Origin of the sequence: Vescimonas fastidiosa, from assembly GCF_018326305.1 — a bacterium.
GTDB lineage: Bacteria > Bacillota > Clostridia > Oscillospirales > Oscillospiraceae > Vescimonas > Vescimonas fastidiosa.
Window position 1 is genome coordinate 508,534 of sequence record NZ_AP023415.1, and the last position, 14,608, is coordinate 523,141.

Genomic DNA, 14,608 nt, shown 5'->3' on the forward strand with positions numbered 1-14,608 from the left:
CGAGATTTTCCTGGTGATAATAAGGCTTTCCGGCGAAAAAAGGCGAATTGCAAAGGGTCGGAAGATGTGGTAGGATGGAGAAAAGAAGGAGGCGGCGGCATGGAGATTCGGATTGAGCGGAGAGAGGAATACTCATCCCGGAAGCTGGCGGCAGAAATGCTTGCGGCAGCGGCAAAAACGGACCCGGAGAATATCCGGTTTTATCGGGGCAAAAACGGAAAGCCCCTAAGCGATCTGCCCTATTTTTTTAATTGCAGCCATAGCGGGGAGTATGTGGCTTGCGTGGTAAGTCGCCGGGAGATCGGGGTGGATCTGGAGAGGGTGCGGCCGGTTCATGCACGGCTGATGCGGACGCTGACGGACCGGGAAAAGGCCTGGCTGGAGAGCCTGCCCCGGGAGGAATGGGATCGGGCATTTCTACGCCTTTGGACCATGAAGGAGAGCTGGATAAAGTGCAGAAGCGGTGTAGTTTGGGAATATAAACAGTGCAATTTCGTGGAAGAAAACGGTGTGCTTTCGGTGAAGCCGAAGGGATATAATTTCACCTTTCCCGCAACGCCCGAGGGCTATGTACTGACGGTGTGCGAAAAGGAGTAAAAAATCAGTCCCGGGAGGTGCCTCCCGGGACTTAAAATTATTGCAGAGAATATTTGATTTTATATTCGTCGTAGTATTTGGCGAAGGAGTCGTCTTTCACCTGCTTGAGACTGCGGACATACTCATGGGTATCGAAGGAGTCGGATTGCAGCTCGATGAGGGCCAGGGCGATGTTAGAGCAGTGATCGGCTACACGCTCAAAGTTGGTGAGCAGGTCATTGAAAACGAAGCCCTGATTCAGGGTACACACACCTCGCTGAAGGCGGTCGATGTGGTGGCTTTTCATTTCGTCGCACAGGGTGTCCACGATCTCCTCCAGAGGCTCGACTCGGCGGGCATCCTCGGTATTATTTTCGATGAAGGTGTTTACGGCCAGGCTGAGAATATCCCGGATAGCGGTTTCCAGAACCTTCAGCTCGTGGCTGGCCTCGCCGGAAAAAACGATGCTCTTTTCATGGATTTCCTTGGCGCACTCGGCGATATTCAAGGCGTGGTCGCTGATACGCTCGAAATCGGAGATGGTATGGAGATACTTGGAGACCTCCTCGCTCTGACGGGTATTCAGGGACTTGACGGTAATTTTCATCAGGTAGGTGCCCAGCTTGTCCTCAAAGCGGTCTACAGTGGTCTCCAGCTCCTGTATCAGCTGGAAGCCCTTTTCACTGTAGGTGGTGATCAGGTCTAGGGAATCCATCAAATTGCGGCAGGCGGTGTTGGCCATGGCGGAGGTGACCTCCCGGCTCTGCTCAATGGCCAGGGCCGGGTGCTGCAGGAAGCGCTCCTCCAAACGGTCCATCTCCAGCTTGGCAGGGTCAGCCCCGTTTTTATCCGGGATCAGGAAGCAGACAAATCGCTCCATAAGGCCGATAAAGGGAACGAGAACGATGACCGTGGCCAGGCGGAAGAGGGTGTTCAAAAAGGCGATGGAAACGGTGGTCATGGTGGCGGCCATAAAGGGGAAGTGGAAAATGGCATTGGCGGTGTAGAAAACCGTGGCCCAGATTACCACGCCCAAAACATCAATAAGAAGATACACAAAGGCGGTGCGGCGGCCATGGATATTGGCGCCCAGAGCGCTGAGCAGCACGGGAACGGCGGCACCGATGGCGATACCCATGATGATGGGGAAGGCCACCTCATAGGTGACGGCTCCGGTGATGGCTAAGGCCTGAAGAATACCCACAGCGGCAGAGGCACTCTGAATAACACTGGTGAAAACAATGCCCACTAAAATACCCAGGAAGGGATTGGAGAAGCTGGTGAGGATGCCGGTGAAAGCCTCGCTCTCCTTCAGCGGCGCCACAGCTCCGCTCATAGAGGACATACCGAACATCAGCACCGCAAAGCCCATGAGGATATTTCCCACAGACAGGGTGGACTGCTTCTTTCCGGCCATACGAAGGACGATACCCACCACCGCTACGATACCCGTAAGGGTGGCGGTGCTGAGCAGGTCTACCCATCCGCTGCCCCCGGAGATGTCCGACAGGCAGAGGATCCATCCGGTGATGCTGGTGCCCAAAATGGCGCCCATGACCACGCCGATGGCCTGCTTGACCTGCATCATGCCGGAGTTGACAAAGCCCACCACCATGACAGAGGTGGCGGAGGACGACTGAATTACGGCGGTGACGCCGGTGCCCAGCAAAACACCCCTGAGGGGGGTGCTGCTGAGGCGATAGAGCACCAGCTCCAGCTTGTTGCCGGCGACCTTTTTCAGGCCGTCTCCCATCAGGCTCATGCCAAACAGGAACAGCGCCACACCGCCCAGCAGGGTTATGACATCGGATATGCTCATCCGCTTATCCCTCCCATTATTTTTCCTTATTTAACAGTATACAGAATTTGTTTGCTATTGTCGATAGGTTTTTGCCGGGCAAAAGGAAAAAAGCAAAGGGAAATGTTAAAAAAATTTAGAGGAAATACCATGATTTAATATGGATTTAACATAAAATGGATTTTCATTTTTACAAGAGTGCGGTATAATGGCGTCGAAAGAAGGTGAAAGCGGTGGTCTATCTGCTGGAGGATGACGACAGCATCCGTAAATTGGTGATCTATGCCTTGCAGAGCCAGGGCTATGAGGCGGCGGGGTTCGAGCGGCCGTCGGAGTTTTGGCACGCGGTGAACCGGAAGCTGCCGGAGCTGGTGCTGCTGGATGTGATGCTGCCGGAGGAGGACGGGCTCTCCGTGCTGAAAAAGCTGCGGGGAGCTTCGGCTACGAACGGGATTCCCGTGATTATGCTGACGGCTAAAAATACAGAGTTTGACCGGGTGACGGGTTTGGACTGCGGGGCGGATGACTTTGTTTCCAAGCCCTTTGGCATGATGGAGCTGCTGGCCCGGGTTCGGGCGGTGCTGCGGCGGACGGAAAAGACGCCCCAGGAGCAGCAATGGCAGGTGGGGCCGCTCTATGTATGCCCCCAGCGCAGGCAGGTGCAGGTGAACGGACAGGATGTGCTGCTGACTTACAAGGAGTTTGAGATTTTATCGCTTCTCCTGCAGCAGCAGGGCCGGGTGATGACCCGGGAGATGCTCATGGACCGGGTATGGGGCTTGGAAGCGGATCGGGAAAACCGGACGCTGGATGTACACATCCGGACCCTGCGGCAGAAGCTGGGCGAGGCGGGACACCTGATTGAGACCGTCCGGGGCGTGGGCTATAAGATCGGGGGCCGGGCATGACCGGGAAAATCGTGCGGAGCCTGTTCTTCCTGGCAATGCTGGTATTGGCAGCGGGGGCGTGCCTGTTTTCGGGTATTTTATACGGGTACTACGAAAAGCAGTCCTTTGCGTCCCTGTCCCAGGAGGCGGAGCAGCTGAGTCAAAGCATGGCGTATATCGCACCGGATAAGCTGCGCTCGGCGGACCGCATCACGCTCATTGACACCGACGGAACCGTGCTTTACGACAGTGTGGCCAACGCATCGGATATGGACAACCATCTGGATCGCCAGGAGGTGGCTCAGGCCATAAAGTCCGGCACGGGACAGAGCAGCCACTATTCCAGCACCGTGCTGCAAAAGAATCTATATTACGCTCTGCGGCTGGAGAACGGGACGGTGCTGCGGCTGAGCCGGGTGCAAAGCAGCCTGGGGGCTATGCTGCTGAACATGGCGGGGCCCATTATCGCTACGGTGGCGGGACTTTTGCTGCTGGCGGCGGGGCTGTCGGTACGCCTGGCCCAGCAAATCACAAAGCCCATTAATGCGATCTCTACGGACGATCCCCAGGACATTTATCCGGAGCTGCAGCCACTGACCCAGCGTCTGCGACAGCAGAAGGCGACCATCGGCAAACAGATGGACGAGCTGAGCCGCCGGATGCGGGAGTTTTCCGCCATGACGGAGAATATGAGCGAGGGTTTTTTATTGGTGGATATGCGGGGGCACATTCTCACCGAAAACCGCAGCGCGGCTACGCTGATGCCGGTGGAGGCGGACAACATCGCCCGTTGTCCGGAGCAGCAGCTTCGTCAGGCAGCCCAGCAGGCCCTGTCCGGTCAGCGTTGTGAACGACTTTTGCAGCGGGGGGAGCGGACTCTATCCATCATGGCCAGCCCCGTACTGGCCTCGGGTCAGGTCACCGGCGCGGTGGTACTGACTATGGATGTAACGGAGCGGGAGCAGCGGGAAAAGCTGCGCAGAGAATTTTCTGCCAATGTGTCTCACGAGCTGAAAACGCCCTTAACATCCATCTCCGGCTTTGCGGAGCTGATGAGTCAGGGATTGGTACCGCCGGAAAAGGTGAAGGAGTTTAGCAGCGATATCTGCCGGGAGTGCGCAAGGCTGACAAGCCTGGTGGAGGACATCATTGACCTGTCGCGCCTGGACGAGGGCGGAGAGGGCATGGAGTGGGAAGAGGTAGAGCTTTACAGCCTATGCACTTCCGTGCTGCAGAGCCTGGAACAGGTGGCCCGGAAACAGAAGGTGATGCTGCACCTGGAGGGTGTGGAGAAAACGGTCCACGGTGTGCGCCAGGTGCTGCATGAGATGGTCTATAACCTCTGCGACAATGCCATTAAATACAATCGAACCGGCGGGAGCGTAAGCGTGCGGGTGGAGGGCTGCGGCCGAGGATGCCGCATTTGTGTGGCGGACACGGGCATCGGCATTCCGTACGATCACCAGAGCCGGGTGTTTGAACGGTTTTACCGGGTGGATAAGAGCCACAGCCGGGCCATTGGCGGCACGGGGCTGGGGCTGTCCATCGTGAAGCACGCAGCGGCCCTTCACGGAGCGCAGATCGACCTGCAAAGTCAACCGGGAGCGGGAACCACTATTACGGTGACTTTCCCCGAACAATAAAACAATTTAAACGGTGGGGGACACCCTTCCTTACCGTTATTGCAAATCCGGCTACTTTATCGACAGTCTTAATTTAATGGATTTTTAAGGAGACCTTCCGGTTGGGAGGTCTCTATTTTAATGTTTTTTCACAGTTTAATATGGATTTAACATTTCTGCGGTTTCGGATTTAAGATTCGTCGGATACGATAAAAATGGACAAAGATATTACATTATAATAGCAAGAGGAGAGAAAGTGATGACATTTTTTGATGTGTTGACCCTCATCGGTGGGCTGAGCCTGTTTTTGTTCGGCATGAATCTGATGGGGGATGCTCTGGAAAAGCGGGCAGGCAGCGGGCTGAAGACCCTGCTGGGAAAGCTCACAGGCAGCAGGCTGGGCGGATTCTTGACGGGCCTGGGCATTACGGCGGTGATTCAGTCGTCGTCGGCCACTACGGTGATGGTGGTGGGCTTCGTGAACTCGGGGCTTATGACTCTGCACCAGGCTATCCATGTCATTATGGGCGCGAATGTGGGTACCACCGTGACGGCGTGGATCTTGAGCCTGACGGGCATCCAGAGCGACAATTTCTTTATGAAACTGCTCATGCCCAGCTCCTTTACGCCGATTATGGCCCTGGTCGGCGTGGCCTTTTACATGATGAGCAAAAACGGCAAAAAGAAGGACACGGGCCTTATCCTTTTAGGCTTTGCTACGCTGATGTTTGGCATGGACACCATGAGCGGAGCGGTGGCTGGCCTGAAGGACATGGAGGGATTCCGGGAGCTGCTGCTGGTGTTCACCAATCCGGTTCTGGGCGTGGTGGCCGGCGCGGTGCTTACGGCCATTATCCAGTCCTCCTCGGCGTCTGTGGGTATCTTGCAGGCGGTATCGTCTACGGGACAGATTACCTTCGGCGCGGCAATCCCCATCATCATGGGGCAGAACATCGGCACCTGCGTTACGGCTATGCTCTCGTCCATCGGCACCAACCGCAATGCGCGGCGGGCGGCGGTGGTACATCTGAGCTTCAACATCATCGGTACGGTTGTGTGGCTGACGGTTTTTGAGGTAGTGCGGGCACTGGTAAATATTCCTATGCTGAACGGAAATATCGACCAGGTGGGTATTGCCGTTGTTCACTCGGTGTTTAACGTTCTCTGCACGGCGCTGATGCTGCCTATGACGGGGCTGCTGGAGAAGCTGGCCTGCCGCATTATCCCCAACAAGGAGGGAGGAGACAGCGTGCCGGCTCTGGACGAGCGGCTCATGGCTACCCCGGCTGTGGCTATGGAGCGGTGCCATGAGGTGACCATGAACATGGGGCGCATTGCCGTGAAGGCCACCCGCAACGCCATGCGGGAGCTGGACGGTCATGACGAGAAGCGGGCCGAGAGCATCCGGGAGGATGAACAGAGCGCCGACAAATACGAGGACGAGCTGGGGACCTATCTTGTGAAGCTGTCCGGCTGCCCCCTCAGCGATCAGGACCGGGTGGAGGCGGCAGAGCTGCTGCATATGATCGGAGACTTTGAGCGCATCAGCGACCACGCAGTGAATGTACTGGAGGCAACGGAGGAGCTGCGTGGGAAGGGGATCACCTTTTCCGATGCGGCTATGGACGAGATGCACAAGCTCTTTGGCGCGGTGAGTGAAATTATGGATCTGGCGCTGACGGCGTTTATCCACGGAGACCTCTCCTCGGCCAAAGAGGTGGAGCCTCTGGAGCAGGTGGTGGACACCCTGAAGGAGCAGCTTCGGTCCCGGCACATCCTGCGCTTGCAGGAGGGAAAATGCAGCATGGAGGCCGGGTTCGTGTGGGCTGACCTGCTGACGGATCTGGAACGGGTGGCGGACCACTGCTCCAATATTGCCGGGTGTGTGGTGCAGATGCAGAAGAGCCGAATGGATATCCACGGATATCTGGACGGCGTGCGCAGCGGCAGCGATGAGTACCGCCAGCGGTACGACTATTATGCTCGAAAATATGCCTTGGCTTAAACTCTTGCCAAAACGGAAATAATATGTATAATAGAAAAAGACTCTACGGATAGACCGCACGGAGGATTTTCATGCTGAAGCATTGTTTGATCGTTTTTGGCGTATCCATGGTACCACTTATCGAGCTGCGGGGCGCTATTCCCTACGGAGTGGCCTTCGGTCTGCCTCTTTGGCAGACCTACTGCATCGCCATTGTGGGGAATATGCTGCCGGTGCCCATTATCTATTTCTTTGCACGGAAGGTACTGGTGTGGGGCTGCGACAAAAAATATATCGGCAAGTTCTTTACCTGGTGCCTGCAAAAGGGGGAAAAGGGCGGACAAAAGCTCCAGCAAAAAGCGGGACGGGGTCTGTTTTGGGCACTGCTGCTGTTTGTGGGCATTCCGCTGCCCGGTACCGGTGCATGGACGGGTACCCTGGCGGCCAGCATCCTGGACATGGGATTTAAGAAAAGCGTGCTGGCCTGCATGGGCGGCGTGTTGCTGGCGGGCCTTATTATGGGAGGCCTGTCCCTGCTGGGCGTAGGTATTTTTACGGCGGGGGCGTAAAAACCGGCGAAAAATCTGCTGATTTTTTGGCGCCTGCGGGCGGCCAAGGCTGCGAGACTTTTCGGCTGGGTGCTGACATATATTTTTTGTGAAACGGGAGGACAGAACTATGACCTATACCTATCAGCCTCGGGGCGTATGCTCCCAGAGAATGACCGTGGAGCTGGATCACGGCATCATCCGTGATGTGAGGGTTGAGGGCGGCTGCAACGGGAACCTGCAGGGTATTTCTCGGCTGGTCATTGGGATGCCCGCCACGGAAGCCATCGAAAAAATGAAGGGGATTCGCTGCGGCGGCAAGCCCAGCTCCTGCCCGGATCAGCTGTCGATTGCCTTGGAACAGGCACTGGCCCGGGAGAATCAATAATTGCAAAGCAAAGCACTAAGAGTCACAGGATTTTGTCCTGTGACTTTTTTGCGCCCGCTTCACCCTTTATATTCCGGAGGCATAGAATGGAGGGCGATGGGAGCGTGACAGCAATGGCCTATGATGAGCGAGAGCTTCTGGCCCGTCTGATCCAGTGTGAGGCGGGAGGCGAGGGAGAAATCGGAATGAAGGCAGTGGCCGGGGTGGTGATGAATCGGGTGAATGTCCTGGGTGGCGAATACCAGCGTGTGGGGCAGGGGAGCCTGCAAAACATCGTGTTCCAGCCGGGGCAGTTCACCTGCCTGGCGGAGACGGTGGGGGGTGTGTACAATCCGCAGAACATTTACAATATGCGCCCTACCCAGGAAAACTATGATATTGCCGACTGGGCTATGGCCGGAAATCGCCTGCCGGTGGTGGGGGATGCGCTGTGGTTTTACAGCCCTTACGACAGACCCTGCCGAAGCTATTTTCCCTCCCGGGTGGGGCAGTTCGTGGAGCAGATCGGCGGACACTGCTTTTATGTTCCCACGGACGCATATTATGAAACTTGAGTGAGGTGTGACGGATGCTGCAAATACATACGGAGCCACAGGCAGAAGATATGGGCGGACTGTCCGGCGGCATGGCGGGTATGAGTCCCGACTCGCCCGACGGGAGCGGGATGATGGGCCCACGCACCGGGCAAAATGAGGGTGCAGAGACCGGGATGCCCACAGGGACTGGCAGCGGAAGCGTCTCCCTGATCCCCCAGCGCCCCGACCACATAATGCTGCGGCAGGGAGACACGGAGACCATTGAGGGACCGGCCGGCAGCCGGGCGGTGACCAACAGCTCCGTGCGGGGGCTGCTGGCGCGGAATTTGGGCTACTATGTGGTGGCCAGCTTCCTCATGGGTACCCAGCAGGCTGTCCAATGTGAGGGGATTTTGGCCAGCGTGGGGAATGACTATTTGGTCATCTATCAGCCGGACCAGAATCGGTTTGTCAGCGGAGACATTTATTCGCTGAAGTTTGTGGAGTTTCACGAGGACCAGTCTCCCTGCAGGCCGGGCTATCGGCGCAGGGATGCATTTCAGGGGTGGTAAGACCGGTATAAAAACCGACGAAATGTTTGTGCGGATTTTGAAAAAGCACTTCCCCGGGCAGCCGCCTGGGGAAGTGCTTTTTTAGCTGCAGGAAGTGCGAGCGTTATTAGGCAGAGGAAGATCAGTTTTCCAATTCGGGGGCGGTGAAGAGGGTCCAGGGGTATTGATGGGGAGGGGGCTGGGTAATATCGATTTCTTTATGGGTGAGGGGATGGGTCAGGGCCAGACGATAGGACCAGAGGGCGGCGGTGCAATGGGGGTCCTTGCTGCCGTAGCGGATGTCGCCCAGCAGGGGCAGACCCCGGGAGGAAAACTGCACCCGTATCTGGTGGGTACGACCGGTGTGGAGGCGGATGCGGACCAGTGACAAGTCCTCCGTTTCGGCTAAGACCCGGTAGGAGAGCTTCGCTTCCCGGACACCCTTGCGCATCCGCTTTACCACATAGCTTTTATTTTTGGCGGCGTCCCGGAACAGCAGATCCGTCAGCTCTCCCCGGGGGGCATCCGGATGCCCCCGGAGAACGGCCAGGTATTCCTTTTCCACCCGGTGCTCCGCCACGGCGGCGATGAGCTTACCGGTGGCGGCCTTGCTGCGGGAGAAGAGCATGAGACCGCCGGTGATCTTATCCAGGCGGTGGACGGTGGCGATATAGTCCGGCTGATGGAGGGACCGATAATGCGCCCGCAGAAGGGCGGGCATGGAGGCGGCGCTGTCGCTGTCCTCGGACAAGACGCCAACGGGCTTTACACACAGGACCAGGGAGCGGTCCTCATAAAGTACAGTTAAATCATTGTGGGGCATGGGATATCCTTTCTCTTACCGAAAAAAGGCAGACGCTTCGGCGCCTGCCTTGGGGAATTGTTATCTGCGTCTGCCGCGATAATTGCGGGTGCCGCGATTGCGTCTGCCGCGGGAACCGTAACGGCTCTTGGGGCGCAGCATACGCACCCAGACCACCACGGCCAGCACCAGCAGGATCACCACCACGGTGAGGATCTTCACCAGGGGCTTGGAGAAGAACTGAGAGAGGAGGTATTTGCCCTGGAGAAAACGGTTGACACTGACGCTGTCGGCGGCCAGGAGCTTGACGGTGGCATAATCATAGCCGTCGTAGGACAGGGTCATTTCCCCCAGCTCTTGGCCCGCTTCAATGGGGGCAAAGGCTGTGTCACCGTACACCGTGACCTTGCGCTCCAGCATATCCGTTGTAACATCGTTGGGCAGCAGAATATTCACATCCTCGGCGGTGTGGACCAGGACGGCATTGGTCTCCTTGCTCAAAAGCACGGGAATTTCCTGAATAAGGTCATCCTTGGTGAAAACGGTCTGGACGGTGAAATTGTTATAGCCCCAGTCCAGCAGGGTGGCGGAGTCTACAAAGTTCATAAGCCGGGTCTCGCCGTTTACTTCCTTGGTAGTGCAGCCCAAAACCACGGAGATGAGGCGGCGGCCGTCCTTGATGGCACTGGCCAGGAGGCAGCGGCCCGCTTCATCGGTATAGCCGGTCTTGAGGCCGTCGGCATAATCGTAGATATAGCCCAGGGTGCGCCAGTTGGAAATAAGGGCGTTGGTGGAGTGCAGCTCCCGGACATCGGACATATTGGTGGCGGGGACATCATAGGACTTGCTGCCGCAGATAGTCATAAACAGGTCGTGCTTCATGGCCTCCCGGGCGATAAGATAAATGTCCCAGGCGGTGGTGTAGTGCTGGGGGTCGTGGAGACCGTTGGTATTGGCAAAGTGGGTTCCCTCGCAGCCCAGCTCACCGGCGCGCTGGTTCATCAGCGCCACAAAGTCGGCAATAGAGCCGGACACGGCCTCGGCCAGAACATTGGCGGCCTCGTTGGCGGAGACGATCAGCAGGCAGTTGAGCAGCTGCTCTACCGTGAGCACCTCGCCGGCCTCAATGCCGGCGGTGCTGCTGTCCTCGTCGATACTGGTGACAGCCAGGTGGGAGGCGGTGATGGGCTGGGAGAGGGACAGATCACCCCGGTCTACGGCCTCCAGGGTCAGCAGGGCCGTCATGACCTTGGTGATGCTGGCAGGATAGGCCTTTTCCTTTTCATTATGACCATAGAGCATACGCCCGGCGGTCTCATCCATCAGCAGGGCGCACTTGGCATCCAAAACGGGACTGTCCAGTGCGGCTGCCTGGGGCACTAAAAAAAGCGCCGTCAGTAAGACGGAAAGCAAAAAAACAGATAAAAATCGGCGAATTTTCATGGTCGTTCCTCTCCAGTTATGCTATAATACAAAGTAGAACACAAAATAATTATGTGAACCGAATCAATTATAAGCAAAAATAAGGGTGTAGTCAACAGTGAAACACGGAATTCATCTGACAAAAACGGAAATAGCCGTTCTGGCACTGGCGGTGCTTTTTGCGGTGGGGATGCTCCTTTACCGGGCCGGACGCACCGGGGACGGGGCCTGGCAGGTCACCACGCAGAAAAATGCCGGGCAGGAGGAGACCATCACAGCGGTGAATGTGAACACCGCTACGGTGGAGGAGCTTATCGGAGTAGAGGGCATTGGCCCTACTCTGGCGGAGCGAATCGTGGAATACCGGGAGGAGCATGGGCCGTTTCAGTCTGTTGAGGAGCTGGACAATGTGAAGGGCATCGGGCCCAGCCTGATAGAGAACATTCGATTTTTGGTTTGCGTGGAGGACGAGCAATGAAGATACTGGTGGTTGACGACGAGAAGCTGCTTGTAAAGGGCATTACCTTTAACCTGCAGAACGAGGGCTATGAGGTGGAGGCGGCCTATGACGGTGCGACGGCGGTGGAGCTGGCGCGGCGGGGGGACTTTGACCTCATTATCCTTGACTGGATGATGCCCGAGAAGTCCGGCAGCGAGGCGTGCATGGAGATACGCACCTTTTCCGATGTGCCCATTATCATGCTTACCGCAAAAAGCGAGGACAGCGACAAGATCATGGGCTTTGCCTGCGGGGCGGACGACTATGTAACCAAGCCCTTTAACATTCTGGAGCTGAAGGCACGGATCCGGGCCCTACTGCGCCGGGCCTCCGGCAGCCGACGGCAGCAGAAGGAAAGCAGTCTCTTGGAGTGTCGGGGATTTACCCTGGATATGAGCCAGCGGGTGGCGCTGCGGGAAGGACGGGTCGTAGACCTGACGGCCAAGGAATATGAGCTTTTGGAGGTGCTGATGAAGAATCCTCGGCATGTATTCAGCCGGGAAAAGCTCATGGACCGGGTGTGGGGCTACACCTACGCAGGAGATTACCGCACCGTGGATGTACACATCCGGCGGCTGCGGGAAAAGCTGGAGCCGGACCCGGCTCAGCCTAAGTACATTCTGACCAAGTGGGGAGTGGGGTACTATTTTCAAGATGAAGAGCAGTCTGCAGTTTAAGATCGGCCTGAGCTATCTCTCCATTATTGTTATCGTGCTGGCGATTTTGAACACTTATCCGCTTATCGAGTCGCAGAACCTGGTATTTCGGTCCAAGGAATCCACGGTGAGCAGCTGCGTGAAGGTTATGGAGTCTGCCCTGTCGGGGCTCTCCGGCCTGACGGAGGGAAATGTGGAAAAGGCTCTGTCCGGCCTGGAGGAGACCGGCGTCAGCCGGGTGATGGTCACGGACACCGCCGGGCGGGTGCTTTATGACACCCGGCAGCAGGAGAACGCCCGGGGGCAGTATGCCTTTTACACGGAGATCGCCCAGGCACTGGAGGGGAACGATGCCTTTTACTGTACCTTTGACGGAGAGGCTTTTTTGAGCCGGGGAGCGGCTCCGGTAGTGTATCGGAGTCAGATCATCGGGGTGGTATACGCCTATCAGTATGACGCGCAGCAGGGGACGCTGCTGAAGGACCTGCAGAAGAATATTATGACCATTTCCGCGGTAGTGGCGGTGGCGGTTATCGGCATCAGTGTACTGCTGTCGCGGATGTTTACCCGGCGTATCAGCCAGCTTTTGCAGGCCATCGCCAAGGTGCGGGAGGGCTCGTACAGCCACCGGGCGGTGATGAAGGGCTCGGACGAGATTGCTCAGATCGCGGCGGAATTCAACAGCCTGACCGGACGGCTCCAGACAACGGAGGAGGCCCGGCGGCGCTTTGTGTCCGATGCCTCCCACGAGATGAAAACGCCCCTGGCGGGCATCAAGCTGCTGACGGATTCCATCCTACAGACGGAGAACATCGATCTCGAGACAACCCGGGAATTCGTGGCGGATATCGGAGACGAGGCGGCCCGCTTAGAGCGCATTACCGAGGACCTGCTGCGCCTGACGAGGCTGGACAGCGGCGCTATGGAGCCAGCGGTGAAGGTAGCTGTGGGCCCGGTGCTGGAGCGGGCTGTGCGGATGCTGCGGCCTGTGGCCCAGGAGCGGAACATCGACCTCTCCTGGCAGGCGGATCCGGCGGCCATCGTCCTGGCAACGGAGGGGGAGATCCATCAAATTCTCTACAATCTTATGGAAAACGCCGTAAAATATACGGCTCCGGGGGGCTTTGTCCACACGGAGGTGTGCGTGGACGGTGGACAGGTGGTGATGACCGTGGCGGATAACGGCATGGGCATTCCGGAAGAGGATATGAGCCATATTTTCGAGCGGTTTTACCGGGTGGACAAGGCCCGGTCCCGGGAGGTCGGCGGTACGGGCCTGGGCCTTAGTATTGTGGGAGACACCGTACACAGACGGGACGGCCAAATTACCGTTGCGGCCCGGGAGGGCGGCGGCACGGTCTTTACGGTGCGCTTTAAGAAGGTAAGCGGGGTGACGGCATGAGAAAAAAAGGACTGCTTTGCGCCTGCATTCTGCTGGCACTGCTGCTGACGGGGTGCGCCAAGGAAGGGCAGGAGACATTTCAGCTTCGGCTGTTTTATCCGGCGTCGGAGTTCGAGGCCGGCGGGGATGTGCTGCATTCCCAGGCGGTGGACTGGTCAAAGGAGGACAGCAAGGACACGGCGGAGCAGGTGGAAAAGGTGATAGAGCTGCTGCTGAATAATGACAAGGTGTTAGACTTTACATCGCCTATTCCACAAGGGACAAAGCTGTTAAACTGCAAGGTCTCCGGCGGGGAGGCAGTGGTGAATTTTTCGTCGAATTACGGGCGGCTGTCGGGCTTTGACCTGACGGTGGCCAACTACTGTATCACACTCTCGGCCTCCCAGATCCCCGGGGTGCGACGGATTCACATTTTGATAGATGGGGAGAGCCTCTCTGGACAGGATGACGCTCTGAGCACGGGAGATGTGCTGCTCACCAGCTCGGAGGATGTGGTGAAGGCGGTGCCGGTGGTACTGTATTTTCCGGACAGCACGGGCGAATTGCAGCCAGAGAAACGAGAGCTGCTCATTTATGAGGGCGAGAACCACTGCCAGCGGGTGCTGGAGGCACTGACGGAGGGGCCCAACACGGAGGGCCTGTACGCCCTGGTGCCGGAGGGTATCCACATCGCCGGAGTATGGATGGATGGGGACATTTGCTGCCTGAATTTTTCCCTTACGGATTACCGGGCCCTATGTGAAAGCACCGTGGACCAGGGTATGCTGGTGGAAGGACTGGTGAAGTCTCTGTGCAGCCTGAAGGGTGTGGAACGGGTGCAATTCATGGTGAATGGCGCGTACCGAACGAGGCTGGGTGTGGTGGATATTGAGAATCCGATTCGGCCTTGAGGGAAATAGAAGAAAAAGGGAGAGGGGCGCGGGCCTCTCTCCCTTGGTATATTGAGATTTTCGAAAAA

15 protein-coding genes are annotated in these 14,608 nt (G+C 57.2%); 12 read left to right on the forward strand and 3 right to left on the reverse strand.

The annotated features are described in order from the left end of the window. Window positions 1-99 precede the first annotated feature (99 nt). Window positions 100-597: a 4'-phosphopantetheinyl transferase family protein gene (locus KI236_RS02430; RefSeq protein WP_212818977.1), complete on the forward strand. Its 498-nt coding sequence runs from the start codon at window positions 100-102 to the stop codon at window positions 595-597. A gap of 37 nt (window positions 598-634) precedes the next feature. On the opposite strand, the gene KI236_RS02435 is transcribed toward KI236_RS02430, so the two are convergent. Continuing rightward, entirely contained in the window at window positions 635-2,395 is a 1,761-nt protein-coding gene (locus KI236_RS02435) for a Na/Pi cotransporter family protein (RefSeq protein WP_212818979.1), read from the reverse strand. A gap of 212 nt (window positions 2,396-2,607) precedes the next feature. On the opposite strand from KI236_RS02435, the gene KI236_RS02440 reads away from it, so the two are divergent. The 7 genes from KI236_RS02440 to KI236_RS02470 all read left to right on the forward strand — a co-directional run bounded on the left by KI236_RS02440 (window position 2,608) and on the right by KI236_RS02470 (window position 8,890). Next, a complete protein-coding gene (locus KI236_RS02440) occupies window positions 2,608-3,282 on the forward strand; it encodes a response regulator transcription factor (protein WP_212818981.1) in 675 nt (224 codons plus the stop codon). Next, the gene (locus KI236_RS02445; protein WP_212818984.1) at window positions 3,279-4,904 is read left to right on the forward strand and encodes a sensor histidine kinase; all 1,626 of its coding nucleotides are present in this window, start codon (window positions 3,279-3,281) and stop codon (window positions 4,902-4,904) included. Before KI236_RS02440 ends, KI236_RS02445 begins: the two co-directional genes overlap by 4 nt. A gap of 238 nt (window positions 4,905-5,142) precedes the next feature. After that, window positions 5,143-6,888, forward strand: coding sequence for a Na/Pi cotransporter family protein (locus KI236_RS02450; RefSeq protein WP_212818987.1), 1,746 nt, complete (start codon window positions 5,143-5,145; stop codon window positions 6,886-6,888). A 71-nt stretch (window positions 6,889-6,959) separates the two neighbouring features. Further along, a complete protein-coding gene (locus KI236_RS02455; RefSeq protein WP_212818989.1) occupies window positions 6,960-7,436 on the forward strand; it encodes a COG2426 family protein in 477 nt (158 codons plus the stop codon). A 109-nt stretch (window positions 7,437-7,545) separates the two neighbouring features. Then, entirely contained in the window at window positions 7,546-7,803 is a 258-nt protein-coding gene (locus tag KI236_RS02460; RefSeq protein ID WP_212818991.1) for a TIGR03905 family TSCPD domain-containing protein, read from the forward strand. A 113-nt stretch (window positions 7,804-7,916) separates the two neighbouring features. Further along, window positions 7,917-8,357, forward strand: coding sequence for a cell wall hydrolase (locus KI236_RS02465; RefSeq protein WP_212820596.1), 441 nt, complete (start codon window positions 7,917-7,919; stop codon window positions 8,355-8,357). A gap of 14 nt (window positions 8,358-8,371) precedes the next feature. Continuing rightward, window positions 8,372-8,890, forward strand: a complete 519-nt coding sequence (locus KI236_RS02470) for a hypothetical protein (RefSeq protein WP_212818993.1) — start codon at window positions 8,372-8,374, stop codon at window positions 8,888-8,890. Window positions 8,891-9,011: 121 nt separating this feature from the next. Here KI236_RS02470 and KI236_RS02475 read toward each other — a convergent pair whose 3' ends face one another. Further along, a complete protein-coding gene (locus KI236_RS02475) occupies window positions 9,012-9,692 on the reverse strand; it encodes an RluA family pseudouridine synthase (protein ID WP_212818995.1) in 681 nt (226 codons plus the stop codon). 60 nt (window positions 9,693-9,752) lie between these two features. After that, window positions 9,753-11,114, reverse strand: coding sequence for a D-alanyl-D-alanine carboxypeptidase family protein (locus KI236_RS02480; protein ID WP_212818997.1), 1,362 nt, complete (start codon window positions 11,112-11,114; stop codon window positions 9,753-9,755). 97 nt (window positions 11,115-11,211) lie between these two features. Here KI236_RS02480 and KI236_RS02485 point away from each other — a divergent pair, with 97 nt between their 5' ends. Genes KI236_RS02485 through KI236_RS02500 form a run of 4 tightly spaced genes read left to right on the forward strand, consistent with a single transcriptional unit; the run spans window position 11,212 to window position 14,540 of the window. After that, window positions 11,212-11,571 carry a ComEA family DNA-binding protein gene (locus KI236_RS02485; protein ID WP_212818999.1) on the forward strand — a complete coding sequence of 120 codons (360 nt, stop codon included), beginning with the start codon at window positions 11,212-11,214 and terminating at the stop codon, window positions 11,569-11,571. Then, window positions 11,568-12,269 carry a response regulator transcription factor gene (locus tag KI236_RS02490; protein WP_212819001.1) on the forward strand — a complete coding sequence of 234 codons (702 nt, stop codon included), beginning with the start codon at window positions 11,568-11,570 and terminating at the stop codon, window positions 12,267-12,269. The genes KI236_RS02485 and KI236_RS02490 overlap by 4 nt, the downstream gene beginning before the upstream one ends. Beyond that, on the forward strand, window positions 12,247-13,650 hold the full coding sequence (locus tag KI236_RS02495; protein WP_212819003.1) for a sensor histidine kinase: 1,404 nt from the start codon (window positions 12,247-12,249) through the stop codon (window positions 13,648-13,650). Before KI236_RS02490 ends, KI236_RS02495 begins: the two co-directional genes overlap by 23 nt. Continuing rightward, entirely contained in the window at window positions 13,647-14,540 is an 894-nt protein-coding gene (locus tag KI236_RS02500) for a GerMN domain-containing protein (RefSeq protein WP_212819005.1), read from the forward strand. The genes KI236_RS02495 and KI236_RS02500 overlap by 4 nt, the downstream gene beginning before the upstream one ends. Window positions 14,541-14,608 lie beyond the last annotated feature (68 nt).

Coding starts and splice junctions, on each gene's coding strand:
- KI236_RS02430 (WP_212818977.1), top strand. CDS start 100: ATGGAGATTCGGATTGAGCGGAGAGAGGAATACTCATCCCGGAAGCTG.
- KI236_RS02435 (WP_212818979.1), bottom strand. CDS start 2,395: ATGAGCATATCCGATGTCATAACCCTGCTGGGCGGTGTGGCGCTGTTC.
- KI236_RS02445 (WP_212818984.1), top strand. CDS start 3,279: ATGACCGGGAAAATCGTGCGGAGCCTGTTCTTCCTGGCAATGCTGGTA.
- KI236_RS02450 (WP_212818987.1), top strand. CDS start 5,143: ATGACATTTTTTGATGTGTTGACCCTCATCGGTGGGCTGAGCCTGTTT.
- KI236_RS02455 (WP_212818989.1), top strand. CDS start 6,960: ATGCTGAAGCATTGTTTGATCGTTTTTGGCGTATCCATGGTACCACTT.
- KI236_RS02460 (WP_212818991.1), top strand. CDS start 7,546: ATGACCTATACCTATCAGCCTCGGGGCGTATGCTCCCAGAGAATGACC.
- KI236_RS02465 (WP_212820596.1), top strand. CDS start 7,917: ATGGCCTATGATGAGCGAGAGCTTCTGGCCCGTCTGATCCAGTGTGAG.
- KI236_RS02470 (WP_212818993.1), top strand. CDS start 8,372: ATGCTGCAAATACATACGGAGCCACAGGCAGAAGATATGGGCGGACTG.
- KI236_RS02475 (WP_212818995.1), bottom strand. CDS start 9,692: ATGCCCCACAATGATTTAACTGTACTTTATGAGGACCGCTCCCTGGTC.
- KI236_RS02480 (WP_212818997.1), bottom strand. CDS start 11,114: ATGAAAATTCGCCGATTTTTATCTGTTTTTTTGCTTTCCGTCTTACTG.
- KI236_RS02490 (WP_212819001.1), top strand. CDS start 11,568: ATGAAGATACTGGTGGTTGACGACGAGAAGCTGCTTGTAAAGGGCATT.
- KI236_RS02495 (WP_212819003.1), top strand. CDS start 12,247: ATGAAGAGCAGTCTGCAGTTTAAGATCGGCCTGAGCTATCTCTCCATT.
- KI236_RS02500 (WP_212819005.1), top strand. CDS start 13,647: ATGAGAAAAAAAGGACTGCTTTGCGCCTGCATTCTGCTGGCACTGCTG.